The organism is Lysobacter tyrosinilyticus (genome assembly GCF_054779815.1).
On the sequence record NZ_BAAGXN010000001.1, the window covers coordinates 317,799 to 342,650 of the forward strand.

21 protein-coding genes are annotated in these 24,852 nt (G+C 67.5%); 15 read left to right on the forward strand and 6 right to left on the reverse strand.

The genetic code is table 11. The annotated features are described in order from the left end of the window. Positions 1-12: 12 nt before the first annotated feature. The 11 genes from eda (at position 13) to ACYVGK_RS01435 (ending at position 14,053) form a co-directional block, all read left to right on the forward strand. A complete protein-coding gene (eda, locus tag ACYVGK_RS01385) occupies positions 13-669 on the forward strand; it encodes a bifunctional 4-hydroxy-2-oxoglutarate aldolase/2-dehydro-3-deoxy-phosphogluconate aldolase (protein WP_460731438.1) in 657 nt (218 codons plus the stop codon). 297 nt (positions 670-966) lie between these two features. Beyond that, the gene (locus tag ACYVGK_RS01390) at positions 967-1,599 is read left to right on the forward strand and encodes a tetratricopeptide repeat protein (protein WP_460731439.1); all 633 of its coding nucleotides are present in this window, start codon (positions 967-969) and stop codon (positions 1,597-1,599) included. Positions 1,600-1,765: 166 nt separating this feature from the next. Continuing rightward, positions 1,766-2,962, forward strand: coding sequence for an EAL domain-containing response regulator (locus tag ACYVGK_RS01395; protein WP_460731440.1), 1,197 nt, complete (start codon positions 1,766-1,768; stop codon positions 2,960-2,962). A gap of 18 nt (positions 2,963-2,980) precedes the next feature. Further along, a complete protein-coding gene (locus ACYVGK_RS01400) occupies positions 2,981-5,956 on the forward strand; it encodes a PAS domain-containing hybrid sensor histidine kinase/response regulator (protein WP_460731441.1) in 2,976 nt (991 codons plus the stop codon). After that, on the forward strand, positions 5,953-7,119 hold the full coding sequence (locus ACYVGK_RS01405; RefSeq protein ID WP_460731442.1) for a tetratricopeptide repeat protein: 1,167 nt from the start codon (positions 5,953-5,955) through the stop codon (positions 7,117-7,119). The genes ACYVGK_RS01400 and ACYVGK_RS01405 overlap by 4 nt, the downstream gene beginning before the upstream one ends. A 95-nt stretch (positions 7,120-7,214) precedes the next feature. Further along, positions 7,215-8,927, forward strand: a complete 1,713-nt coding sequence (gene ggt, locus ACYVGK_RS01410; protein WP_460731443.1) for a gamma-glutamyltransferase — start codon at positions 7,215-7,217, stop codon at positions 8,925-8,927. A 365-nt stretch (positions 8,928-9,292) separates the two neighbouring features. Beyond that, positions 9,293-10,213 (forward strand): AEC family transporter, encoded by a 921-nt coding sequence (locus ACYVGK_RS01415; protein WP_460731444.1) that lies wholly within the window; start codon positions 9,293-9,295, stop codon positions 10,211-10,213. Positions 10,214-10,334: 121 nt separating this feature from the next. After that, on the forward strand, positions 10,335-10,964 hold the full coding sequence (locus ACYVGK_RS01420; RefSeq protein ID WP_460731445.1) for a nucleotide-binding protein: 630 nt from the start codon (positions 10,335-10,337) through the stop codon (positions 10,962-10,964). 63 nt (positions 10,965-11,027) lie between these two features. Further along, positions 11,028-11,504, forward strand: coding sequence for a SixA phosphatase family protein (locus tag ACYVGK_RS01425; RefSeq protein ID WP_460731446.1), 477 nt, complete (start codon positions 11,028-11,030; stop codon positions 11,502-11,504). Positions 11,505-11,524: 20 nt separating this feature from the next. Then, positions 11,525-12,097 carry a YceI family protein gene (locus ACYVGK_RS01430; RefSeq protein WP_460731447.1) on the forward strand — a complete coding sequence of 191 codons (573 nt, stop codon included), beginning with the start codon at positions 11,525-11,527 and terminating at the stop codon, positions 12,095-12,097. A gap of 9 nt (positions 12,098-12,106) precedes the next feature. Then, positions 12,107-14,053 (forward strand): phospholipase D family protein, encoded by a 1,947-nt coding sequence (locus ACYVGK_RS01435; protein ID WP_460731448.1) that lies wholly within the window; start codon positions 12,107-12,109, stop codon positions 14,051-14,053. Positions 14,054-14,237: 184 nt separating this feature from the next. Here ACYVGK_RS01435 and ACYVGK_RS01440 read toward each other — a convergent pair whose 3' ends face one another. Further along, on the reverse strand, positions 14,238-15,542 hold the full coding sequence (locus ACYVGK_RS01440) for an amidohydrolase (protein ID WP_460731449.1): 1,305 nt from the start codon (positions 15,540-15,542) through the stop codon (positions 14,238-14,240). Positions 15,543-15,774: 232 nt separating this feature from the next. On the opposite strand from ACYVGK_RS01440, the gene ACYVGK_RS01445 reads away from it, so the two are divergent. The 3 genes from ACYVGK_RS01445 to pip all read left to right on the forward strand — a co-directional run bounded on the left by ACYVGK_RS01445 (position 15,775) and on the right by pip (position 19,200). Then, on the forward strand, positions 15,775-16,677 hold the full coding sequence (locus tag ACYVGK_RS01445; protein ID WP_460731450.1) for an alpha/beta hydrolase: 903 nt from the start codon (positions 15,775-15,777) through the stop codon (positions 16,675-16,677). A 170-nt stretch (positions 16,678-16,847) separates the two neighbouring features. Beyond that, positions 16,848-18,182, forward strand: a complete 1,335-nt coding sequence (locus ACYVGK_RS01450) for an APC family permease (protein ID WP_460731451.1) — start codon at positions 16,848-16,850, stop codon at positions 18,180-18,182. A gap of 58 nt (positions 18,183-18,240) precedes the next feature. Then, the gene (gene pip / locus ACYVGK_RS01455; RefSeq protein ID WP_460731452.1) at positions 18,241-19,200 is read left to right on the forward strand and encodes a prolyl aminopeptidase; all 960 of its coding nucleotides are present in this window, start codon (positions 18,241-18,243) and stop codon (positions 19,198-19,200) included. A gap of 31 nt (positions 19,201-19,231) precedes the next feature. Here the strand turns inward: pip and zapE are convergent, their stop codons facing one another. From zapE to ACYVGK_RS01480, 5 genes are all read right to left on the reverse strand, one after another. Continuing rightward, the gene (gene zapE, locus ACYVGK_RS01460) at positions 19,232-20,341 is read right to left on the reverse strand and encodes a cell division protein ZapE (RefSeq protein ID WP_460731453.1); all 1,110 of its coding nucleotides are present in this window, start codon (positions 20,339-20,341) and stop codon (positions 19,232-19,234) included. 7 nt (positions 20,342-20,348) lie between these two features. Further along, positions 20,349-21,029, reverse strand: a complete 681-nt coding sequence (locus tag ACYVGK_RS01465) for an alpha/beta hydrolase (RefSeq protein WP_460731454.1) — start codon at positions 21,027-21,029, stop codon at positions 20,349-20,351. A gap of 106 nt (positions 21,030-21,135) precedes the next feature. Continuing rightward, positions 21,136-21,651, reverse strand: coding sequence for a c-type cytochrome (locus ACYVGK_RS01470; protein WP_460731455.1), 516 nt, complete (start codon positions 21,649-21,651; stop codon positions 21,136-21,138). A 176-nt stretch (positions 21,652-21,827) separates the two neighbouring features. Then, complete coding sequence (locus ACYVGK_RS01475) at positions 21,828-22,733, reverse strand: hypothetical protein (protein WP_460731456.1); 906 nt, start codon at positions 22,731-22,733, stop codon at positions 21,828-21,830. A gap of 33 nt (positions 22,734-22,766) precedes the next feature. Continuing rightward, positions 22,767-23,489, reverse strand: a complete 723-nt coding sequence (locus tag ACYVGK_RS01480; RefSeq protein ID WP_460731457.1) for a glutamine amidotransferase — start codon at positions 23,487-23,489, stop codon at positions 22,767-22,769. Positions 23,490-23,734: 245 nt separating this feature from the next. Between ACYVGK_RS01480 and glyQ the strand changes: the two genes are divergently transcribed. Beyond that, on the forward strand, positions 23,735-24,697 hold the full coding sequence (gene glyQ / locus ACYVGK_RS01485; protein WP_460731458.1) for a glycine--tRNA ligase subunit alpha: 963 nt from the start codon (positions 23,735-23,737) through the stop codon (positions 24,695-24,697). Positions 24,698-24,852: the final 155 nt, after the last annotated feature.

Sequence of the window (24,852 nt, forward strand, 5' to 3'; positions counted from 1 at the left end):
GGAAATTTCGAAATGGGCCTGATCGAATCCGTACTGCACGCCGCGCCGGTCATTCCGGTGGTGGTGATTGAAGACGCCGCATACGCGGTGCCGCTCGCGCGCGCACTAGTGGCCGGCGGCATTCCCGCAATCGAAGTCACTTTGCGCACGCCAGCCGCACTCGCGGCGGTGCGTGCGATCGCACAGGAAGTCGAAGGTGCGATCGTCGGGGTCGGCACCGTGCGCCGCCCGCAGGATCTGCGCGATGCACAGCAGGCCGGCGCGCGCTTCGCCGTGTCGCCCGGTGCCACGCCCGCGTTGCTGGCGGCCGCGAAGGACATCGAACTGCCGTGGCTGCCGGGCGCGGCCTCGGCGAGTGAAGTGATGTCGCTCGCCGAACAGGGCTTTGTCTACCAGAAGTTCTTCCCGGCCGAGGCCGCCGGTGGTGTCGCCGCGCTGCGTTCGCTGCACGGGCCATTGCCGGAAGTGCGCTTCTGCGCCACCGGTGGAATCAGCGCACACAACGCTCGCGATTACCTCGCCACGCCGAACGTGGCCTGCGTCGGCGGTTCGTGGCTGACGCCATCACGGTTGGTTGCTGCGGGCGAGTGGGAAGCGATCGAAGCCTTGGCGCGCACGGCTGCCGCGACGCGTGCCGCAGTGCCCGAGCGCAACGTGTTCTTCGTGTAGCCGCTGTTGCCTTGTAGAGCGGAGCTTGGTCCGCTGCTCAGACTTGCGTAGATCCGCGCCGGCGCGGATCGCTCTTGCTGGGACCGAAGGCGATCCGCGCGGGCGCGGATCTACGGGAATCACTGCCAAGAGCAGCGGAGCAAGCTCCGCTCTACAAAGCCCGGAGGCACCCGGAACGGCCTCGCACGCGTGTCGGGTGTCACGAATGGCCAAAGTCGGCAAAGCGCCCCTGCAGGCAGGTCACGTCCGGCCGCGGCTGCGGCGCTAACATACTTGGGTTACAGGGGGCCACAAATCATGTCCATTCGTTCGCTTTGCCTGCTGCTCGCAGGACTGACCACCGCCGGTAGCGCGTTCGCGCAAGCGCAGCCGCGTCCGGCCGAGTTCTACTTCGACGCCGATCCCACCACGACCCGTCCGATCGTCGTGATCAAGGAGACCGGCGACCCGGCCATGAGGAAGCTGCTCAAGACCATCGAGCGCAACCCGCAGGCCAAGGGCGAACACGCCCAGCTCGCCCACCTGGCCATGGTCAGCGGGCGCATCGACCTGGGTAAGGAGCTCTACCAGCGCTCGCAGGCCCGCATTCCCGAAAACGACGCGCTGTGGCGTCCGCTTCAGTGGAACTACGGCTGGGACCTGTTCCGCAGCGGTGACGCCGCTGGTGCGCTGGCGCAATGGGAGAAGCTGGTGCTCGCCCGCCGTGCCACGCCCAGCTGGGTGCCGCCGACCATGGCGCTCGCCCTGTGGACCAGCGGCCGCAAGGACGAGGCCGTGCAGTGGTATGCCGCCGCGGTCCGCACCGAACCGCAGCTGTGGCGCGACCCGGCCAACTTCGCCCGGCTGCTGCCGGACTGGCGCGAGCAGGACCGCGCCACGCTGGCGGACGTCCAGGCCGCCTGGCTCGCCAATCCGCCCAAGTGGCCATAACCCGCTGATCCGCTGAACACGGCCACCCGGCGGCGCCCGATTCGCGCCGCCGGATGGTCATTCGCACCGGCCCGTCGTCAGGGCTAAAGTGGCCCCCAGGCCGGGTGGGGCCGAAAGCGTCGCAGCCTGCGGCGCGCGGCGGGCCAGCTCACGGGGGGCGGACCGGATGTCCTTGGCGGATCTGAGCGTGATGGTGGTTGAGGATCACGGCTTCCAGCGCCGCATGGCGCTGCGCTTGCTGACGGACCTCGGCTTGGCCGAACTCAGCGAGGCGTCCGACGGACGCAGCGCCCTGCACCTGCTCGAAGGCAACAACGATCCCCCCGACGTGTTGCTGGTCGATCTCGACATGCCCGGCATGGACGGGATCGAATTCATCGGCCACGTCGCGCAGCGCCAGCTCGCGCGCGCCGTCATCGTCGCCAGCGCACTCGATCCCGCCCTGCTCAACACCGTGCAGACCATGGCCCGCGCCTACGGATTGCGCGTGCTCGGCAGCGTCGAGAAGCCGTTGACCCGCGAGAAGCTCGCGTCGGTGTTGGCCAGCTACGACGAAAACCTGCATGACTACGACGCCGATGAATTCGTCGAAGTCACCGTCGAGGCCGCGCGCGAAGCGCTGGCCAACAACGAGATCGAACCGTGGTTCCAGCCCCAGGTCGAACTCGGCAACGGCCGACCAGTCGCGGTTGAAGCGCTGGCGCGCTGGCGCCGCAACGACGGCCGCATTGTGCGTCCGGCTAACTTCATTCCGTTATTCGAACGCGAAGGCCTGGTCGGCGAACTCACCGATCACATGCTTGTGCAGGCCTGCCGCTGGAAGGCGATGTGGGACCAGCGCGGCCTGCGCCTGAACCTGGCGATCAATGTGTCGCCGCAGCTGCTCGCCGATGAGACCGCCGCCGATCGTTATCAGGACATCGTGCGCCGGCACAACATCGAACCCAACGAAGTCATCCTGGAAATCACCGAGAGTTCGGTGATGGCCGATGCCGCGCGCGGCCTGGGCGTGCTTGCGCGCCTGCGGCTGAAGGGTTTCGGCCTGTCAATCGACGACTTCGGCACCGGCTACTCGTCGCTGGCGCAGCTCTCGCACATCCCCTTCACCGAATTGAAGATCGATCAGGGCTTCGTGTCCGGGGCGGCGGCGCAACCGCGCAAGCGTGCGGTGATCGAAGCCAGCCTCGATCTGGCGCGCAAGCTGCAGCTCGACGTCGTTGCCGAGGGTGTGGAAACGGTGGAGGAGTGGCAGATGCTTGCCGAGCTGGGTTGCGGCATGGCCCAGGGTTTCCTGATCTCGCCGCCGGTGCCGGGCAATGAACTGACTACGGCGCTCGCGCGTTGGCGTCGCCCCGAGCACTGAACGCGAACGGGGGCCGTCATGAAGCTCGGCATCCGTCATCAACTCTGGTTCCTCTTCAGCCTGTTCCTACTCACCGGCGGCACCGTGCTGGTGCTGGACGAGATCGCGCAGTACAAGGCGCGCGAATCCCTGCTCGCGCTGCGCGGCCAATCGCTGCTCGGCCTGCGTGAGCTCAAGTCGGTGTCGGACGCCTACGGCATCGACATCGTGGGCACGACCTTCCGTACCCGGAACTACCTGATCACCTGGGAGGAAGGCGTCGCGGCCGTCGATACCGCCAGCGCGCGCATCGACCGCAGCTGGCAATCGCTCGCGCGCCTGCCGCGCACGCCGGAAGAGGAAGTGCATTTCCGCGCGGCCAGCAAGGAACGCGTCGCCGCCGACGCGGCCGTCGCCGAACTGCGCACCATCCTGCAGCGCAAGGACATCGGCGCACTCGGTCGCTTCGCCGACACACGGCTGTTCCCGGCGATCGATCCGGTCACCCTGCGAATAAAGTTGTTGTCCGATCTGGCGACGAGCCGGGCCGATGCCGTGGTGAGCGACAACCTGCGCGACAACCGTCGCGTCAGCACCGTGCGCATCGGTCTTTCGCTCGGCGCGCTGTTCGTGATCGCATTGATCGGACGCAAGGTGTTGCGCAATGCCTATCGCGGTGTGGAAAGCCTGACCTTCCTCGCCCGGCGCATGCGCAAGCACGACTACACCGCAATGCCGCATTACCTGCCCGAAACCGGCGAACTGGGCATGGTCACCGAGGCGTTCCTGGGCATGCGCAACGACGTGCTTGGCTTCGAGACCGAACTCACCGCGCAGCTCGCCCGCAACGAACGCGTCAATGCCGAACTCGCGCGTCGCGAAGCGCTGCAACGCTCGCTGATGGACGCGGCGCCGACCGCGATCGCGGCGATCGACAGCCTGGGCCGCTACTTCCTGTTCAACCCGGGCGCGGAGCGGTTGTTCGGTCACCGCGCCGAAGACTTCCTCGGCAAGGACGCGCCCTCGCTCGATAGCGTCGGCGACTTCGCGCCGGCGCTGGTGCCCGGCGAGAGCTACGAGAAGCTGGCCAAGTTGTTGCAGGAGCAGACCGGCGAAGCCGTACCGGCGGACTGGCGTGCGCTGCGTCGCGCCGCCGAATTGGGTTTGCCGCCGTCCGAAACCGTAATGCTGCATCGCGACGGCCGCATCGTGCACGTGCTGCTGGCGTTGGCGGTGATTCCCGACGCCTTGCATGGTGGCAACGGCCTGCTCGGCGTGATTGTCGATCTCACCCGTATCAAGCAACTGGAAGCCGAGCTGCGTGCCAGCGAGACCCGGGCGCAGGACGCCAACCGCGCCAAGTCGTCCTTCCTCGCCGCGATGAGCCACGAGATCCGCACGCCGATGATCGGCGTGACCGGCATGATCGAAATCCTCGCGCATTCCAAGCTCGATCACGACCAGCGCCATGCGCTCAACGTGATCCAACAGAGTTCGCAATCGCTGCTGCAGATCATCGGCGACATTCTCGACTTCTCGAAGATCGAGGCCGGGCGGCTGGAGATCTCGCCCAGCGTGGTCGATCTCGGCGCAGTAGTGCGCAGCACGATGGCGAACTACATCGGTGCCGCGTCGAGCAAGGGCCTCACTCTCACCTGCGACATCGACAGCCGCCTCGGCCCCGCGCATCGTGCCGATGCGCTGCGTCTGCGCCAGATCCTCAGCAACTTCCTTTCCAACGCCATCAAGTTCACTGCCAAGGGCGGCGTGGAAGTCGCGCTGGAATGGCGCGGCAATGCCGCGCCCACCGTCGCGGATCATGCCGACAACGGCGGGCTCGGCGCGGACCTGTTGAGCTTCCGTGTGACCGACACCGGCATCGGCGTGAGCGCTGAGGCGCAGCAGCGTCTGTTCCAGCCGTTCGCGCAGGCCGAAGGCGACACCACGCGTCGCTACGGCGGCACCGGCCTGGGCCTGGCGATCTGCGCGCGTCTGGCGGAACTGATGGGCGGGCTGGTGACGATGGATTCGGTGCCGCAGATCGGCACGACCATGCGCCTGGCGATCACCCTGCCGCGCGCATCGGCGGCGGAATTGCCGACCGAGCAACTGGCGGTGGGCAAGACAACGGCCTTCACCCCACGCCGTCTGCCGTCGATGGAACGGGCCGAGCGCGAACGCAGCCTGATACTGCTGGTCGACGACCATCCCACCAATCGCATGGTGATCGCGCGCCAGCTCGCACTCGCCGGTTACGCCAGCGAAGCGGCCGAGGACGGGGTGGAAGGCCTGGAGCGTTGGCGCAGCGGCCGCTATGCGCTGGTGCTGTCGGACGTGCACATGCCGCGCATGGACGGCTACGCGCTGGCCGGCAAGATCCGCGAAGAGGAAAGCCGGCATGGCCTGACGCGCACCCCGATCATCGCGCTCACCGCCTCCGCGCTGAAGGGCGAAGCCGAGCGTTGTCTGGCCGCGGGCATGGATGACTACCTCGCCAAACCCGTCGCCGTCGCCGCGCTCGCCACCGCCTTGCAACGCTGGCTGCCGCACACCGCGCCGGTGGTCGGTGCGGAGGACGTCGCCGCGATGGAAGCGGCCAACGCCAGCGAGGCGCTGGCGTTCACCGGCTTCCCGCAACTCGAAGCCACGCCGCCGCTGCTCGACTACAGCGCATTGCACGAACTCAGCGGCGGCGACGACGGCGAAACCGGCGCGGTGCTGCGCGATTTCCTCGACGCCACCACCCAGGATCTGGCGCAGCTCGCGCAGTGTCGCGAAGGCGGCGACATTCCCGCGATCACCCGTCAGGCGCACAAGATAAAGGGCGCCGCGCGCCTGGTCGGCGCGAGCGAACTCGCGCATGCCGCCGCGGATTTGGAAACCGCGAGCCAGGTCGGCGAGTGGTCGGGCATCCTGCCGCACGTCGCACAGGTGGAAACCGCGGCGGAACGGCTGAAGCTGTTCGTGGCCGAGCGCTATGCTGATCCGTCGACCAGCATCGATGGAGCGGCATGAGCAACAAGTGGAAGTGGTGCCTGGGTTTAGGTCTGGGCGCGGTACTCCTGGGGGCGTGGTTCTGGCAGCAAGAGCGTCCCGTGACGGCTGCGGTATTGCGAGGCGCGCAAGGCGATGAGTTCCCGTCCGGTGGCGCGGCGGTCACAGAGGTGGGCCACGTCGTGAATCCCAATGCGGTGGCAACGAAGCCCGCATTGCCCGCTACCGCGCCCACCGCAATGGCGAGCGGGGGCCTCGCTTCGCCATCCGAACTGCAATTCGCGCAATGCGGACGTGATTACACTGCGTCGGTAACCGCACGCATCGCGACACTGGAGAACAGCCGCGAACCACGCGATCGTCTCGGTGCGGCACTGTTGCGGCAGAGCCTCGCAGGGGAGTCGGATGCAGGCATCAAGGCGCTTTCCGTGTTCGCGGACATCGCAGCGAGTGCGCCCAACGATGCTCTGGCGGCGTGGCTGAGTGCGACGCGATGCAGCCGCGACGAAGACTGCGACCAGGACGCGGCGATCGAACATTGGCTCAGGGTCGAACCCGACAACGCCGCGGCCTGGCTCATGGCGTTGGACGCGGCGATGCGGCGCGGCGATCTCCGCCTGGCCGAAACGCTGTTGCGAAAGGCGGCGGCCGCGCCGCGAATCGATGTGCATTACGGTGACACCGCACAGCTCGCCGCGCAGTCCATCGGAACGCCTCCGACGACGCCCGCGTGCGCGCAGGCGGCGGAATCGATTGGCAAGGCGATGGGTCTGGACGGCCCGGGTACGCCAGGTGACATGGCAATCGTTGCCGCCAATGCCATGCCGCAAATGCCGCCGCTGGTTGGCTTTCTCAAGCTGTGTTCTCCCCGGCAGGCAATTCCTGCGGCGCGTCTGGCGGCCTGCCGTTCCGTGTTCGGGTTGATGGCGCGCAGCGATCTACTCGTCTTCCATTGGGTCGGACTGCGCGGCCTGAGCGTGCATGCCGAACCTGCTGATCGCGGCCAATGGCTGCGGCGACTGCGCGACGCCCAATGGATGCAGCAGCAGGCGCCATTGCTATTCAAGCCAGAGCACATGCAGCTGGTGTGGGAGCAGGGCGAAGTGGCCGTGATGATCGCTCTGTTGCAGGAGGCCGGGCGCTGGCCGGCCCCGGACGACTGGCAACCGCCGTCCGGTCCCTGAGCATTGCGTCGCCAGAGTGGCTCCCGCCAATCGCGGCACGGCGCCCCCGCCGGGCCAGCGCTAGGATGCGGTTATCGTTTCCGGAGCCGTACGTCATGCGCCGATTGCTGCTTGGCCTGTTCCTGATCCTTCCTCTTACCGCCATGTGCGCCGATCGCATCACCGGGAAACCCTTCGCCACGCGCAGCGAGGTCTACGCACCGCATGCGATGGCCGCGACCTCGCATCCGCTCGCCACCCAGGTCGCGCTCGACGTGATGAAGGCCGGCGGCAGCGCGGTCGATGCGGCGATCGCGGCGAACGCGGCACTCGGCCTGATGGAACCGACCGGCAATGGCGTCGGCGGCGACCTATTCGCGATCGTGTGGGATCCGAAGACGAAGAAACTGTATGGCTACAACGGCTCCGGCCGTTCGCCGAAGGCGCTGACCCTGGCCGAATTCCAGAAGCGCGGCCTCACCGAAGTGCCTTCGCACGGGCCGTTGCCGGTGACCGTGCCGGGCACGGTCGATGCGTGGTTCGCGCTGCACGGCCGCTTTGGCCGCAAGCCGATCGGTGACGATCTTGCGCCGGCGATCCGCTACGCGCGCGAAGGCCATCCGGTGCATGAAGTCATTTCCTACTACTGGACTCGCAGCGTGCCCACGCTGTCGAAGTACCCGGGCTTCACCGAGCAGTTCACGGTCGACGACGGCGCCGGCAACAGGCGCGGACCGCGCACCGGCGAGATGTGGCGCAACCCCAATCTCGCCAACACCCTTTCGATGATCGCCAAGGGCGGTCGCGATGCGTTCTACAAGGGCGAGATCGCGCGCACCATCGACGCCTACTTCAAGGCGAATGGCGGGTTCCTGTCGTACGACGACCTTGCCACGCATCACGGCGAATGGGTCGAACCGGTGTCGACCAATTACCGCGGCTACGACGTGTGGGAGCTGCCGCCGAACGGGCAGGGCATCGCCGCGCTGCAGATCCTCAATCTGCTCGAGCCCTACGACCTGAAGAAGTACGGCTTCGGCAGTCCCGAACACGTGCACCTGTTCGCCGAAGCCAAGAAGCTCGCCTTCGCCGATCGCGCCGCTTCGTATGCCGACCCGGACTTCTACAAGACGCCGGTGGCGAAGCTGATCTCCAAGGAATACGCGCGCGAACGCGGCAAGCTGATCTCGATGGACAAGGCGATGAAGTCCGCCGAGCCCGGCGTCATCCCGCAGCTCAACGAGGGCGACACGATCTACATGACCGTCGCCGACGCCGACGGGATGATGGTCTCGCTGATCCAGTCCAACTATCGCGGCATGGGCAGCGGCATGGCGCCACCGGGCCTGGGCTTCATCTTCCAGGACCGCGGCGAGCAGTTCGTGCTGAAGGCAGGGCACCCCAATTCCTTCGCACCGGGCAAGCGCCCGTTCCACACCATCATTCCCGCGTTCGTGACCAAGGGCGGCAAGCCGTGGCTCAGCTTCGGCGTGATGGGCGGTGCGATGCAGCCGCAGGGCCATGCGCAGATCCTGATGAACCTGATCGACTTCGGCATGAACCTGCAGGAAGCCGGCGACGCGCCGCGCATCCAGCACGATGGTTCCACGGAGCCTGCAGGACAGGCCACCGCGATGATCGATGGTGGCGAACTCGATCTCGAATCGGGCTTCCCGTACGAGACCGTGCGTGCGCTGATGCGCAAGGGCCATAGCGTGCGCTTCGCCGACGGTCCTTATGGCGGCTACCAGGCGATCATGGTGAACCCGAACGGCGGTTACATCGGCGCCAGTGAATCGCGCAAGGATGGGCAGGCGGCGGGGTACTGACGCCAAACACTCGCCCCTCGCCCCGCTTGCGGGGTGAAGGCGGGCGTTTATGCGCCACTGGCGCATGCCCGACTGAACGCCCTTGCGCTATGCGCAAGGGCAGGGGGCACAGCGGGGACAGCGTTGCGCAGCAACGCAGGGTGAGGGGAAGTGGCGCTGAAGCGAAGAGCGCCCCTCATCCGCCCTTCGGGCACCTTCTCCCCGCTGTGCGGGGAGAAGGGCGAGAGGCACGTGCGCCCCGTGTGTCCTGCACACACCTCCACGACGCGCACCGAACGTGGCGGTCCTTGCCATCGAGCGGCGCGTGCTTGAGCGCAGCGACGTCAGCCGCGACCATGGGCGCGCGCCCCTTTCGATCCCCGCCGATGGCCTTCGACGCCTTCGCCCTCGTCCTCGTCATGCTGGCGGTGGGCTACATCTTCCAGCGTCTGCACGTGTTGCCGGACAACGCCGCGCAGACGCTCAATCTGGTCGTGCTGTACGTGTGTCTGCCCGCGGCGGTGCTGCGCTACGCGCCGCGCCTGCATCTGGAGCCGGCGTTGCTCGCAGTGGCGGTGGTGCCGTGGCTGCTGTTGCTGGCGACGGTGCTCGTCGTGCATCCGCTCGCACGCGCGCTGCGCCTGCGCGACGGCGAACGCGCCGCACTGCTGCTGACCGTCGCCTTGGGCAACACCAGCTTCCTCGGCTATCCGCTGACCCGCGCGCTGATCGGCGAGCACGCGCTGCCGTATGCGGTGGTGTACGACCAGTTCGGCGTGTTCCTGATCCTGTCGACGTTCGGCTTGTGGGTGATAGCGCGCTACGGGGGACGCGTCGACGGCCACCCGCCGGGAGTGCGCGACATGCTCTTGCGCGTGCTCAGGTTTCCGCCGCTGTGGGCGCTGGTGCTGGGCTTCACCGTGATGCCGGCGGAGCCGCCGAGCTGGATCGCCGGCGGCCTGCAGCGTCTGTCGGATGCGCTGTTGCCGCTCGCCATGCTGACCATCGGCCTGTCGGTGCGGCTGACCCTGCCGCGCGAGGAACTCAAGCCGCTCGCCGCCGGCCTGCTGCTGAAGCTGGCGTTGATGCCGGCGCTCGCGATGCTGCTGGTGCCGCTGTTGGGCCTGCACGGCGCGATGGCTCGCGCCACCGTGCTGGAAGCGGCGATGCCGTCGATGGTTACGGCCGGTGCGTTGGCCATCGCTCACAACCTTGCCCCGCGGCTCGCCGCGGCGATGGTCGGTTACGGCCTGCTGTTGTCGCTGCTGACCCTGCCGTTGTGGGCGCAGTGGGGCGGGGCGGCTTGAGCCGATTCAGTCCGCCGGCACGGTGCGCTCGCGCGCCCGAGAGGCCATCACGGACGGACCGGATGACCATCCCGCTCAGACCGTTGTACGCTGCAATCTCATGCGCCAAGTAGGGGGTTTGATGAAGACCGTTCTGGTGGCCAGTTCCAAGGGGGGCGCGGGCAAGACCACGATCGCCACCCATCTCGCCGCGCAATCGGCGCTCGATGGCCTGCGCACCGCGCTGGTCGACGCCGACCCGCAGGCCTCTTCGACCCGGTGGGCACAGAAACGGGCGGGCTTGGACAGCGCCGTGCTCGCCCTCGACGGCACCCGCCGCAAGGGCTGGCACAAGCACGTCCCCGACGACACTCAGCGCGTGATTGTCGACGGCGCCGCCGGCGCCATGGCCGATGAGCTGGATTCGTTCCTGGAAACGGTCGACGCGGTGGTCGTCCCGGTGGTGCCTTCGACCTTCGACATCGAGGCCACGGTGCCGTTCCTCGATTCGCTGGCCAGGCACCCGCGCGTGCGCAAGGGCACGCTGCGCGTCGGCCTGGTCGGCAACAAGCTCAAGCCCTGGACCAACGTGTCGCAACAGGCGCTCGATCTGCTCAAGCAATGGCCGTACCCGCTGGTGGCGCAGTTGCGCGACAGCCAGGGCTACGTGGTTACCACTGCGCTGGGCAAGAGCCTGTTCGACTACCACTCCGCGCAGGTGCGCGAGCACCAGGCCGATTGGCAGCCGCTGCTGAAGTGGCTGAAGAAATGAGCGGGCGGTAACGGTCCGCTCGGCGTTTTCATCGTTTACTCCAACTTTCAGGCCGGCCACTCCATGCGCGAATTGATCCTGCTCCGCCACGCCCACGCCGAACCGGCCGCTCCCGGCCAGGCCGACCTCGACCGGCCGCTGTCGTCGGAGGGCCTGGCCGAAGCCGAAGCCGCCGGCCGCTGGCTGGCGGAGAACCGCCTGACCCCCGATTGCGTGCTGTGCTCACCGGCGCGGCGCGCGCGCGAAACCCTGGAAGCCGTGCTGGGCGCGATCGGCTACGTCGATCAGCGCATCGAGCCGTCGATCTACGAAGGCACGCCCGGCGCGCTGGTCGCGCTGGCCGACGCGCACGCGCCATCCGAACGTCTGCTCATGGTCGGGCACAACCCGGGCTTCGAGCAGCTCGCCGCGCTGCTGCACAGCGGCCAGTCCGGTGACTACCGCGGCATGCCGCCGGGCGGCATCGCCGTACTCACGCTACCGGCGGGCGCGGCGTTGGAACCGGGCGCCGCACAGCTCAGCGCTTTCTGGTGGCCGTGACCCGTACTGATCCAAGGCACATGCAAGGCAAGACCGCTTGGCTGGGCGTCGCGCTCGGCATCCTGATCGCCGCGACGCCTGCCGCACCAGTCAGCGCGCAGGCACTGGATCCGGCGCGCAGCCGCATCGACTTCGACCTCACCACGCGCTGGGGCCAGGTCATCACTGGGTACTTTCCGCGCTATGAAGGCGAGGTGGTGCAGTTGCCCGACGGGCGTCATGAAGTGCGGATACGCCTGGCTACCGACAGCGTCGAAGTCGAGGGTTCGCACCGCTACACCCGCTTCGCGCGCGGCGAGCGTTTTCTCGATGCTGAACATCATCCATGGGTCGAATTCCGCTCCGATCCCTACGAGGGCGAGCTGGTGCGCAGCGGTGGCCCGCTCTACGGAACCCTGAGCATGCACGGCGTCAGCCGCCGTGAGGCCTTCATACTGGCCCCGAGCGACTGCGCGCGCCCGGCGCGTGATTGCGACGTGATCGCCCAAGGACGCGTGTTGCGCACCGATTACGGCGTGGAAAGCTGGCGCTGGGCGCTGACCGACGACGTGAATTTCCGTTTACGGGTGCGCCTGCGCGAGCCGGCCCCCTAAAATCGCCGCATGACCTTTCTGCATCGTTTCGGCCTGGCGGCCTGCGCGCTGACGCTCGCCGCCTGTGCCAGCCTGTCCCCGGCCCAGCGCGAGGCCAGTGCCCGTGTCGTCGCCGCAGCGCGCCCGACCGCGGTCGAGTGCGCGGAGCCCGGCAACTGCGCGCAACCCTCGCCATTGCGCGAGCTGGCCGCGCGCGCCGTGGCCGAGTCCACGCCCGAGCAGCCGCGCCACTACGCGCTGATCATCGATCACGGCCCCGACGCCATGCTCGCGCGCATCAACCTGATCCGTGCCGCGACCACCCGCATCGATCTGCAGACCTACATCTTCGATGAGGACGACGCCGGCCAGCTGGTGCTGGACGAACTGCTCGCCGCGTCGCGTCGCGGAGTCAAGGTGCGGGTGCTGCTCGACCAGCTCTCCGCACTCAAGCGTGTGGACACCCTGGCCGCGCTGGCCGGCGCGCACGCCAACTTCGAGGTGCGCATCTACAACCCGATGCTGCATCGCGCGAAGATCAATTATCCGCAGTACGCGATCGCCGCGGCGTGCTGCTGGCGCAAGCTCAACCAGCGCATGCATTCGAAGATGCTGCTGGTCGACGGCGCGGTCGGGATCACCGGCGGCCGCAACTACCAGAACGACTATTACGACTGGGACGAGCAGTTCAATTTCCGCGATCGCGACCTGCTCGTGGCCGGTCCGGTTGCCGCGACCATGGATGCGGCTTTCGTCACCTTCTGGGACGACAAGCGCAGCGTGCCGGTCGAATACCTCACCGACGTCGGCAAGCAGCTGATCGCCAGTGGCGTGCCCGCACTGAAGGCGCCGGAGTTCAAGCGTCCGCAGCGCGCCGAAGCGATGCGGCGCGATGCCGCCGACGCTGCATTGGTGGGCTCGCGCCTGGCCGCCAATGCCCTCCCGGTCGGCGAGGTGCACTACCTGTCGGATACGCCGGTGAAGCAGCGCGACGCCGGCCGCGATCGCGAATGGACGTCGGACACCCTGCGCCAGCTGATCGAGACCGCGCAGCACGAAGTGATGCTGCAGACGCCCTACCTGGTGATGTCCAAGCCGGCGCAGAAGATGTTCATGCGCATGCACACGCGCGAGCGCAGCCAGCGCCCGCGCGTGGTGGTCTCGACCAATTCGCTCGCCGCGACCGATGCATTCATCGCTTACGCGCTGTCGTACAAGTACAAGCGGCGCTACCTGCGCGAGTTCGGTTTCGACATCTACGAGTACAAGCCGTTCCCGCTGGATTCGCCGATCGACATCGCGGCCACCGGCGCGGATTTGCCTGACCTCGGCGTGACGGCGGAACCGCCGCCGCGGCCGCGCTTCGTCGGCTCGTCGGGGGGCGCCAGCCGCTTTCACGATCGTCGCAGCGTGGTCCGCTATCGCCCGCCGCTATCGCGCGAAGACACCGCCAAGCGTTACGCGCGCCGCCGTTCTAACGAACCGGTGCCGCTCAAGCGCGCCGGCGTGCGGGTTGGCCTGCACGCGAAGTCGGTGGTGATCGACGACCGGATCGGCGTGATTGGCACGCACAACTTCGATCCGCGTGGTGACAACTACAACACCGAGAGCGCGGTAGTGATCGAAGATCCGACCTTCGCGCATGCGCTCGCCGAAAGCATTCGCCGCGATACCAAGCCGGAGAACGCGTGGGTGATCGCGCCGCGCGACAAGCCGCAGGTGCTGTCGGGGCTGGACTATTCGATCGGCCGGTTCTCTGAACGCCTGCCGATCTTCGATCTGTGGCCGATGCGTTACGCGACCAGCTACGAGTTCGTGCCCGGCCCACAGTGTCCGCTGCCGCTGTCGCGTCGTGATCCGCGTTTCCGCCAGTGCTACAAGCCGGTGGGCGATTTCCCTGAGGTCAATCTGGGGTTGAAGTCGCTGACGACGCGGATGTTCACCGCGTTTGGGGCGGGATTGGCGCCGATTCTGTAAGCGCAGCGCAACACCGCGCCCTACTTAGCCCTACTACTTACCCCTCGCCCCGCTTGCGGGGAGAGGGACAGCGTCGCGATAGCGCCGCAGGGTGAGGGGAAGTGAGCGCTGGAAAGCGCCCCTCGGCACCTTCTCCCCGCAGACGGGGAGAAGGACAAGCCTGATCAAACACGCTGATTGGGCGCTATCGCGCCGCCCCGTGCAAGTAATCCAACGTCACCTGCAACATCGCCCGCAGCCCCAGGTCCAGCGCCGACTCGTCCATATTGAACTGCGGCGAATGATTGCTCGGCGCGGTGATCGGATCGATGCCCTTCGCCGTGGCACCGACGAAGAAATACATCGACGGTACTTCCTTGGCGAAGTACGCATAGTCTTCCGCACCCATCTGCAGCGGCGGCTCGACCACGTTGTCCTTGCCGGCGACCGCTTCCAGGCTCGGGCGCATGCGCGCGGTGAGCTCGGGATCGTTCATCGTGACCGGATTGCCCTGCGCATCGGGGACCAACGCTTCGACCTTCGCGCCATGCGCGGCGCCGACGTGTTCGGCGACGTTCTTCAGGTCGGCGAAGATCTTCTCGCGCATGCCCAGGTCGAAGGTGCGGATCGTGCCGCTCATCTCGACGTCGTCGGGAATGATGTTGAAGCGGATGCCGCCGTGAATGGTGCCGAAGGTGACCACGGCCGGCAGCTTCGCCAGGTCGGTGCGGCGCGACACGATCGTCTGCGCGGTGCCGATCATGTCGGCGGCGGCGACGATCGGATCGATCCCGCCCCACGGACGCGAACCATGCGTCTGCCGGCCATGCACCTTGATGGTGAAGCGGTCCGACGCCGCCAGCATCGGGCCCTGGCGCACGCCGATCTGGCCGGCCTGCAGGGTGGAGAACACGTGCAGGCCGAAGATCGCGTCCGGCTTGAAGGTCTTGAACAGGCCTTCTTCCAGCATCAGCGGTGCGCCGCCCTTTTCGCCGGGCGGCACGCCTTCTTCCGCCGGCTGGAACACCAGCATCACCTGGCCCGGTAGGTCCTTGCGCATCGCCACCAGCGCATCGGCGACGCCGAGCAGGATGCTGGTGTGGCCGTCATGGCCGCAGGCATGCATCACGCCGGTGTTCTGGCCGTTGAACGTGGTGGTGATCTTCGAGGCGAAGGGCAGGCCGGTCTGTTCGGTTACCGGTAGCGCGTCCATGTCGGCGCGCAGCGCAACCTTGGGCCCGGGCTTGCCGCCCTCGATGATCGCGACCACACCGTAGTGGGCGATGCCGGTCTGCGGCTTCAGGCCGAGCGCGCGCAGGTGTTCGGCGACCTTGGCCGCGGTGCGCTGTTCGCGGTTGGACAGTTCCGGGTTCTGGTGGAAGTCGCGGCGCCAGGCGACGACCTTGGCCTGTTCGGCCTTGGCCGCGGCGGCGACTTCGGGACGCTGCGCCTCCTGCGCGTGGACGGTGAGCGCACACAGCGCGAGCGGTAGCACGGCAAGACGACGCATTCGGATTCCCCCGGCGGAAAGGCCTGATGCTACCGGCAAATGCGGCGCCGGCCCGTGCCCGATGTGGCCGAACGGCCTGGTCACCTGCCATAGGCTGGTTGGCCTCATCAACCCAGCGTCCGCGGACCGGCTCGCGACCAAGGCTAGGTGATGGAGCCAACCCAGCCTACGGGCGTCAACTCCGTGCGCGTTCGCGCGTTGTCATCGGCATCGATGCAATGACGGGGGAAGCATGCGAACTGCCCTGATCTTCGGTGCCATCCTGATCGGCACAGTGCTGGGCGCGATGTCGCTGGCGCCAAACGCGCACGCGCGCGGCCGTTTCGCCGAGCGTCTGGCTCAGCGGCGCACCGCGCCAGTAGCGGACGCGGTACTCCCGGCCAATGTGCGGGTCTGGCGCGATCAGGCTTACGGCGCCGATCCGCGCCAGCGTTACGACGTGTACGCACCGCGCGATGCGCGGCGTGCGCCGACATTGTTCCTGGTGCACGGCGGTGGCTGGCGGTTCGGCGATAAGCGCGCCGACAACTTGGTCAGGGCCAAGATCGTGCATTGGACCGCGCAGGGTTACATCATCGTTTCCGCCAATTACCGCATGCTGCCCGATGCCGACCCGCTGACGCAGGCGCACGACGTCGCCGTGGCCGTGGCGACCGCGCAACGCGACAGCGCGCGCTGGGGTGGCGATCCCGACCGCTTCGTACTGATGGGGCATTCCGCCGGCGCGCATCTGAGTGCATTGCTCGCGGCCGCCCCGCCGCTGCTGGCGCAGGTGCACGCACGACCCGTGCGCGGCGCGGTGTTGCTCGACAGCGCCGTCCTCGACACTGAACGCTTCATGGCGAAGCCGCACCTGAAGCTCTACGACGACGCCTTCGGCGACGATCCCGCGTACTGGCGCGCGACTTCGGCGTATGCGCAACTGCGCGCGCCCGGGGTGCCGTTGCTGGCGGTGTGTTCGGCCCGACGACGCGAGTCCTGCCCGCAGGCGCATGCCCTGACTGCGCAGGCCAACCGGCTGGGCCGCCGCGCGCAGGTGCTCGAACAGGATCTCAGTCACGGCGAAATCAACAGCGAGCTCGGTCAGCCGTCCGCGTACACCGCCGCAGTCGACCGCTATCTGCAAAGCCTCTAGCAGCGCAGCCTTGTAGTGCCGAGCTTGCTCGGCACGCTTCTGATCGGCCGGCGCGCTGGACCGAGCAGGCCCGGCACCACGCGCCCAGCGGCATCAGCACATTCCGGGGTGCACTTGGAGCCGACGCGGCGCGCATGCGACCCTGCGCCATCTCCGCCAGATGGCCGCCGATGAACGACGCTTCGTCCTCCCGAACCACGGCATTGCAAGGTGACGCGGCCCTGCTGCGCGCCGTCGGCACCTTCGCGCTGACCGCCGCGGTGATCAACGTGATCGTCGGTGGCGGCATCTTCCGCATGCCCTCGGCCCTGGCCGCGCAGATGGGCGTGGCTGCGCCACTCGCGCTCGTCGCCGGCGCATTGGCGATCATTCCGATCGCGCTGTGCTTCGCCGCAGTCGGCAGCCGCGTGCAGGTCACCGGTGGGCCGTACAGCTATCTCAGCGCGACGTTCGGACCGTTTGCCGGTTTCGTCGGCGGCGCGCTGATGTGGATCAGCAACTTCACGTCCAGCGCGGGTGTCGCCGCCGCTTTGTCGGTGCAGGTGGCTAACCTGGTGCCGGCGTTCGCGCCGCCGCTGCCGCGCGCGCTGTTGCTGACGGTGGTGTACGGCGGACTGTTCGCGCTCAATGCCTTCGGGGTGAAGCTCGGCGCGCGCGCGATCACCACGCTGGCGGCGTTGAAGCTGACCCCGCTGTTCCTGCTCGCGGGTATCGGGGTGTTCTTCGTCGACTGGTCGCAGGTGAGCTTCGCCGTTGGCGACGTGCCGTCGTGGGGCGCGCTCGGTGCATCGATGGTGTTGGTGATGTTCGCGTACTCCGGCATGGAGACCGCGCTGGTGCCGTCGGGCGAGCTCAACGATCCGGCGCGCGATGTGCCGCGCGCCACCATGGTCGCGATCCTGCTGGTGGTGCTGCTGTATCTGGCTTTGCAGATCGTCGGCCAGGGCCTGCTTGGCGCGGGCCTGGCGAAGAGCGGCGTACCGGTCGCGGATACCGCGGGCGCGTTGTGGGGGCCGGGACGCGTGCTATTGCTGATCACGGCGTGCATCTCGATGACCGGCTTCCTGATGGGCAATTTGTTCGGCACCGCGCGCCTGGTGTTTGCACTCGGCCGCGACGGTTACCTGCCGCGCCTGTTCGGCACGGTGAGCGCGACCCACCGCGTCCCGCTGTGGGCGCTGGCGGTGCATGCATTGCTCGCGTGGGCGCTGGCGATCGCCGGTAATTTCGATGCGCTGGCGCTGATTTCCGGCGGCGCGATCTGCCTGGTGTACGGGCTGGTGAGCCTCTCGGCGTGGCGTGCGCAGGCGCTGGATTTGCGCGAGCGCGGCGATGCACCGTTCGTGCTGCCGGGCGGCTTCCTGATTCCGCTGCTCGCGATCGCCGCGATGGTCGCGATCGTGACCACGCTCAAGGCCGACGAGTGGAAGGCGATCGGGATCGCGTTGGCGAGCCTGGTGGTGGTGTACACGGTGCTGCATGCGCGCCGACGTCGCGCTGCCTGACCACGCCACTTCGCAAAGCGCGATAACGCGCATCACTGCATAACGGACTGCTGGAACCATGCGCGAGCTGTATCCCGAACTCGAGCCCTACCGCACCCATCGCCTGCGCGTCGGTGCCGTCCACGAGCTGTACATCGAGGAGTGCGGCAATCCGCAGGGATTGCCGGTAGTGTTCCTGCACGGTGGCCCGGGCGCCGGGTTGTCGCCGTTCCACCGCCGCTTCTTCGATCCCGCGCGCTATCGCATCGTGCTGTTCGATCAGCGCGGCGCCGGGCGTTCGACGCCGTTGGCGGAACTGCGCGACAACACCACCTGGCATCTGGTCGCCGACATCGAGGCCATCCGCGAATACTTCGGCATCGAACGCTGGGTGGTGTTCGGCGGGTCCTGGGGTTCGACCCTCGCGCTGGCCTATGCGCAGCGCCATCCCGAACGTGCGCTCGGCCTGGTACTGCGCGGCATCTTCCTCGGCCGCGATTACGAACTGCGCTGGTTCAACGAACTCGATGGCGGCGCGCGCTGGATTTTCCCGGAGCGCTGGCAGCCGTATCTCGACCATATCCCCGTCGACGAACGCCACGACATGATCGAGGCCTACTGGCGCCGCCTCGACAGCGACGATGCAGCGGTGCGTTTCGCCGCGGCGCGGGCCTGGAGCGATTGGGAAGGCGGCAGCACGACGCTGCGCCACGAGCCGCACGAGCCGGGCAACTTCGAGGAACCCAACGTGGCGATCAGCGTTGCCCGCGCCGAGGTGCACTACTTCCGTCACCGCGTGTTCCTGGAGCCGGACCAGCTGCTGCGCGACATCGATCGGATCCGCCACATTCCCGCGACTATCGTGCACGGCCGCTACGACATCATCTGTCCGGTGAAGAGTGCCTGCGATCTGGCCAAGGCCTGGCCGGAAGCTGCGCTGCACATAGTGCTGGCCGGCCACAGCGCCGCGGAGCCGGAAATCGTCGATGTGCTGGTGCGCGCGACCGATGCGCTGGCGGATCGTTACGCGCGGAGTTGAACGAACGCGGCCTGATCAGTCACGGTGGATTTCAACCGCGATGCTCCAGCGCGAGGTATTCGGCCGACTGCATCTCGATCAGGCGCGACGCGGTGCGCTCGAACGCAGGCGCCAACTTGCTGCCGACGTACAGTCCGGTCGGCGCCGCCGCGGCCGTGCAGACCAGGTTGACGTGGCGATCGTACAGCTCGTCGATCAGATGGATGAAGCGACGCGTCGGATCGTTGCTGGTGTCGTCCAGCTGCGGGATATCGCCGAGTAGCACGGTGTGATGTTCGGTGGCGATCTCGATGTAATCGCTGGCCGCGCGCGGGCCTTCGCATAGCGCGGCGAAATCGAACCAGGCGTGGCCTTCAGCCGTCGCACGTACTGGAATCGCGCGGCCGTCGATCACGACATGGCCGGCTTCATCCGCGCAGGGATCGCAGGGCAGGCCGGTGGTGAGTTCGTGCCAACGCGACTCCAGCCAGGCGTCCGACTGCGCATCCAGGGGCGCGCGATAGACCGGCGACTTGGTCAACGCCCGCAGGCGGTAATCGTTGGGACTGTCGAGCAGCAGCTCGACCGTATGCGTCTGCAGCTGCGCGATCGCGGGCAGGAAGCGTTCGCGCTGCAGCCCATGCGCGTAAAGGTTGGCCGGCGCGGTGTTGGAGCTGGTCACCAGTGCCACGCCTTCGGCGAACAGGCGTTCGAGCAGGCGCCCGAGCAGCATCGCGTCGCCGATGTCGTTGACGAAGAATTCGTCGAGTACCAGCACGCGCAGCTGGCGTCCCCATTCGCCGGCGATCTTCGCCAGGGGATCGCTGGCGCCGGCGTGCTCGCGCAGTGCGGCATGTACTTCGCGCATGAAGCGGTGGAAGTGGGTGCGGCGCTTCTGCGTGATCGGCAATCCGTCGAAAAACAGGTCGATCAAAAAAGTCTTGCCGCGGCCGACACCGCCCCACAGGTACAACCCGCGCGGCGTCTCCGGCTTCTTCCCGAACAGCGAATCCAGCAAGCCGCGCTTCACCGGCTGCGTCAGCAACGCATGCAGGCGATCGAGTTCGCGCAATGCGGCGTGCTGCGCGGGATCATCGTTCCAGGCGCCGCGTGCGATGCCTTCGGCGTAGCGCTGCGAGGGCAGCGGGGCGGGTTCGTTCACGCGTGCTTCAATCCGCCACCGGGTTGGGCAGGTGCGGGCGGATCCCCGCCTTGATCGCGCCGCGCAGGTCCATCAGGCGGCGATGGAAGAAGTGGCTGGTGTCGGGCATGCGCACCAGCTCCGGCGGATGGCGCAGCTGTTTGAGCGAGTCGAGCCAGTCGTACACGGCCTGCGGGTCGACGATCTCGTCGGCGTCGCCCTGGATCACCAGCCACGGGCATTCCGGCGGGGTAATGGTGCTGAAGTCCCAGCTGCGCCCGGCTGCGGGCGGCGCGATCGAGATCAGCATCGCCGGCTGCAGTTCCGCCGCGCACTTGATGGTGACGTAGGAACCGAAGCTGAAACCGGCCAGCCACAGCTGCGCATCGGGGCGTTGTTCGCGCACCCAGCCGGCGACGCAGCGCAGGTCGTCGGATTCGCCGACGCCCTGATCGAATTCGCCCTGCGACGCGCCAGTGCCGCGGAAGTTGAAGCGCACCGTCGCGATCCCCGACTCGCGCAGCGCGCGCGCGGCCATCGTCACCACCTTGTTGTGCATCGTCCCGCCCTCGGTGGGCAGCGGATGGCAGACGATCGCGACGACCGGTTGCGCCGGACCTTCGGGCAGGTCGACCGCGGCTTCGAGGTCGCCGGCGGGACCGGTGAGGGTGAGGGGCGTGGATTCCTGGGGGAACGTGGGGGCGTTCATGCGAACCATTCTACGTGTGCATACAGAACGAGCGCGGCGAGTGCGAAGCCCACAAACAACAACGCCGCCCTCGGGCGGCGTTGCGAGCAGCAGCGCGGAGCGCGGCTTACTTGATGTTCGACAGCATCCAGTCGACCGTGGCCTTGACCTGATCGTCGGTGAGGGCCGGGTTGCCGCCCTTGGCCGGCATCACGCCGGCGGTGCCGGTGAAGCCGTGGATGGCGTGGTCGTACAGGGTGTCCTTGCCCTTGCCCGCGCGCGCGCCGAGGCCGGCCGCGGTCAGGGTCGGAGCGCCACCGGCGCCGGAGGTGTGGCAGCCGGTGCACAGGTTGCCGAAGATCACCGAGCCGTCGGTGGTGCCGCCGTAGGCGACCTGCGAGGCCGCGGCGGCCGCTGCGGCGGCGGTGGCGGCAGCCTGTGCGGCAGCGCCGGTGCTGCCGGCATAGACCGAACCGGCCGGAGCAATGCGCTCCTGCATCTTCTTGGCGGCGACCGGGTTGATTTCCGCCGGCAGCTGCTGGTGCACGTAGTAGGCACCGATCATGAGACCCACGGTCACCAGCATCAGGAAGCCGATCACCATGGAGAATTTCTTGAGGAATTCGAGGTCGTAATTGCGCACGAGGGAGTGTTCCTGAGCTTGTCCCGGGCCACGGACCGGGACGAACCCGGCGGGTCAAAAGAGCGGGAATTATTCCAGAAGCGCGGGGCCGGCGCGAGTTTTCACCTTCGCCGGAGCGCCCGGGCGGGCATTTGCGGTGCTGCGGGCGGTCCGGCCGACGAAAGCCGGACCCGCCGTCACAGTTCGATCTGGTGCGGGGCCTGCGCCGGCGTGCTGGCCGGACCAAACGTATCCCGCCACGCGAAATAAGCCGCGGCCGTGAGCATCACGACCAGAGTCGCGCCGTACGCCAGGGTGATCGCGACGGTGAACAAGGCCCCGATCAGCGGATGCAGCGCGTTGCCGATCAGCGCCAGCACGGCGGTAGCCACGCTGACCGCGAGCGTGACCGCAACGAAGCCCGATAAGAACAGCAGTCCGGCCAGCAGGTTCGCCCCGATGTTGCGCACCGAGGCACGGAGGCTGTCGCGCACGGCCTCGCCCAGCGTGGCGTGCGAGAACAGGACCAGCGGCACGCAGAACAGCATCAGCGCGGTGCTGAAGTAGTTGAAGACCAGCTGCGCGCACCAGAGCAGCAGCGGGTGGTCGGGCTGCGGTGCGACGGGGACGGTGCCGCTCATCGCGGCCTTCACCGCCTCGCCGTAGTCGTGCCAGTAATCGGCTCCGGCCAGCGTGACGACCAGCAGCGTGCTGGCCGCTGCGAGCAGGACCTGCACACCGCCGAGCAGGGCCAGCGGCCGCATGCGGCCCTCGCGGATCGGCGCGAAGAGATCGCGCGCCCGCACCGGGCGATCGCAGGCTGCTTCATGGATGACATGCATCAGACCGCCGAGCAGAACCGGCAGCAGCAACACCATCACCAGGAAGAACGGCACCACCGCCATCAGCAACTGGGACAGATCCGCAGCGCCGGTGCCCGCGCCGAGCTTGACCGGCGCCAGGAACAGGAAGCCGATGGCGTACAGCGTTGTGATCAGCAGCAGGCCGGCGCCGAGGATGGCGCGCGGCTGGCGCAGCGTGACCTGCACGGATTGGATGAGCCAGGCGAGGCCGCGATGGGGCGGCACCCTGTTGATTTGCATGGTAATGACGAGTCCGGGGGGAGAGAAACGAGATCAGCGCGGCAAGCCGCGCGCGTGCCGCACGAACCGGCGCAGCACCTGGCGTGCATGCGGCGTGGCGCTAACGCCGCGCGCCACCTGCTTGTGGCAGCGGCCTTCGCGTATCAGTGCTTCTTCGCGTGCCTGTACGTAGCCGCGCATGTGCGTGGCAGAAAACTCCGGGTGGAACTGCACGCCCCAGGCGTGATCGCCCCAGCGGAACGCGTGGCAGGCGTCGTGGTCCGACTTGGCCAGCACGGTGGCGCCATCGGGGGCGCGCAGCACGCTCTGCAGATGCGTGGCCTGCGCGGGGAACTGCGGCGGCAGGCCGCCGAACAGCGGATCGTGTTCGGCCTGCGGATGCAGTTCCAGCTGCACCGTGCCCATCTCACGCCCGGCCGGGTGGTAATCGACTTCGCCGCCGAGCGCATGCGCGAGCAGCTGGTGGCCGTAGCAGATGCCGAACAGCGGCATGCCCGCGTGCGCGGCTTCGCGCAGCCATTGCGCGGAGCGCTCGCTCCAGGCGTGACGGTCGGTGACCATCGCGCCCGATCCGGTGACGATCGTGCCGGCAAAGCCCTCGCGGGAGGGCAACGCCTCGCCGGCTTCGACATTCACGACCACGGCCTCGTCGCGCTCGAGTCCGGCGGCGACGCGGATCCAGTGCGGGAAGCCGCGGTGGCGGCGCATCGAAGCAACCGGCTGGCCGGTTTCGAGGATCAGGAAGGAAGAGTTCACGGCAACACGATCACAGGCTGCGAGGTTCATTGAACAAGGTGTACTCCTCCCCTTTGCGCGCAGCGCAAGGGGAGGCTGGGCGGGGTGCCTTTAGCTTTTGCTTCAAGACACGAGCAACAGCCAAAGCACCCCTCCCCGACCCTCCCGTTCGCTTCGCGAAAGGGAGGGGGAAAACGGCATAAAAGCTAGCAAAAGCAAGCCGATGGCTATACTACCGCGCTTTGCCCTGCGGCCTTTTCGTACCCATGTCACAAGCCCCGCTTTTGTCCAAGGACGCCTTGCCGAAGGACGCTCTGCCGAAGGATGTTCCGACCTTCCAGCAGCTGATCCAGCGCCTCAACGCCTACTGGGCCGAGCGCGGCTGCGTGCTGATCCAGTCGCTGGACCTTGAGGTCGGCGCCGGCACCTTCCACCCGGCGACCTTCCTGCGCGCGCTGGGCCCGGAGCCGTGGAACGCCGCCTACGTGCAGCCCTGCCGCCGTCCCACCGACGGCCGCTACGGCGAGAACCCCAACCGCCTGCAGCGCTACTACCAGTACCAGGTGGTGATGAAGCCCAGCCCCGACAACATCGTCGAGCTGTACTTCGATTCGCTCAAGGCGCTGGGTGTGGATCCTCTGGTGCACGACCTGCGCCTGGTCGAGGACAACTGGGAATCCCCGACCCTCGGCGCCTGGGGTCTGGGCTGGGAGGTCTGGCTCAACGGCATGGAAGTCACCCAGTTCACCTACTTCCAGCAGGCCGGCGGCCTCGAATGCCGCCCGGTGCTCGGCGAGATCACCTACGGTCTCGAGCGCCTGTGCATGTACCTGCAGAACGTCGACAACGTTTACGACCTGATCTGGACCTACGGCCCGGACGGCACGCCGGTCACTTATGGCGACGTCTACCACCAGAACGAAGTCGAGCAGTCGGCGTACAACTTCGAACACGCGAACGTGGAAGAACTGTTCCACCGCTTCGACGCCTGCGAAGCCGAAGCGCTCAAGCTGATCGAACTCGGCCTGCCGCTGCCGGCCTACGACCAGGTCTGCAAGGCTTCGCATTCCTTCAACCTCCTCGACGCGCGTCGAGCGATCTCGGTGACCGAGCGCCAGCGCTACATCCTGCGCGTGCGCAAGATCGCCCAGGGCGTGGCCGAGGCGTATTACGCGCAACGCGAGAAGTTGGGTTTTCCTGTGTTGAAGAAGAAGGGCGAAGTCGCCTGATTTGAGCCCCTCTCCCACTGGGAGAGGGGTTGGGGTGAGGGTTCGGCGAAGTGTGGCTGGTGAACGACGACAGCATTGCAGCGCTGTAGTTTTCATTGGCGGCCAACGCCCCTCACTCCGTCGCACCCTCATCCGGCGCTTCGCGCCACCTTCTC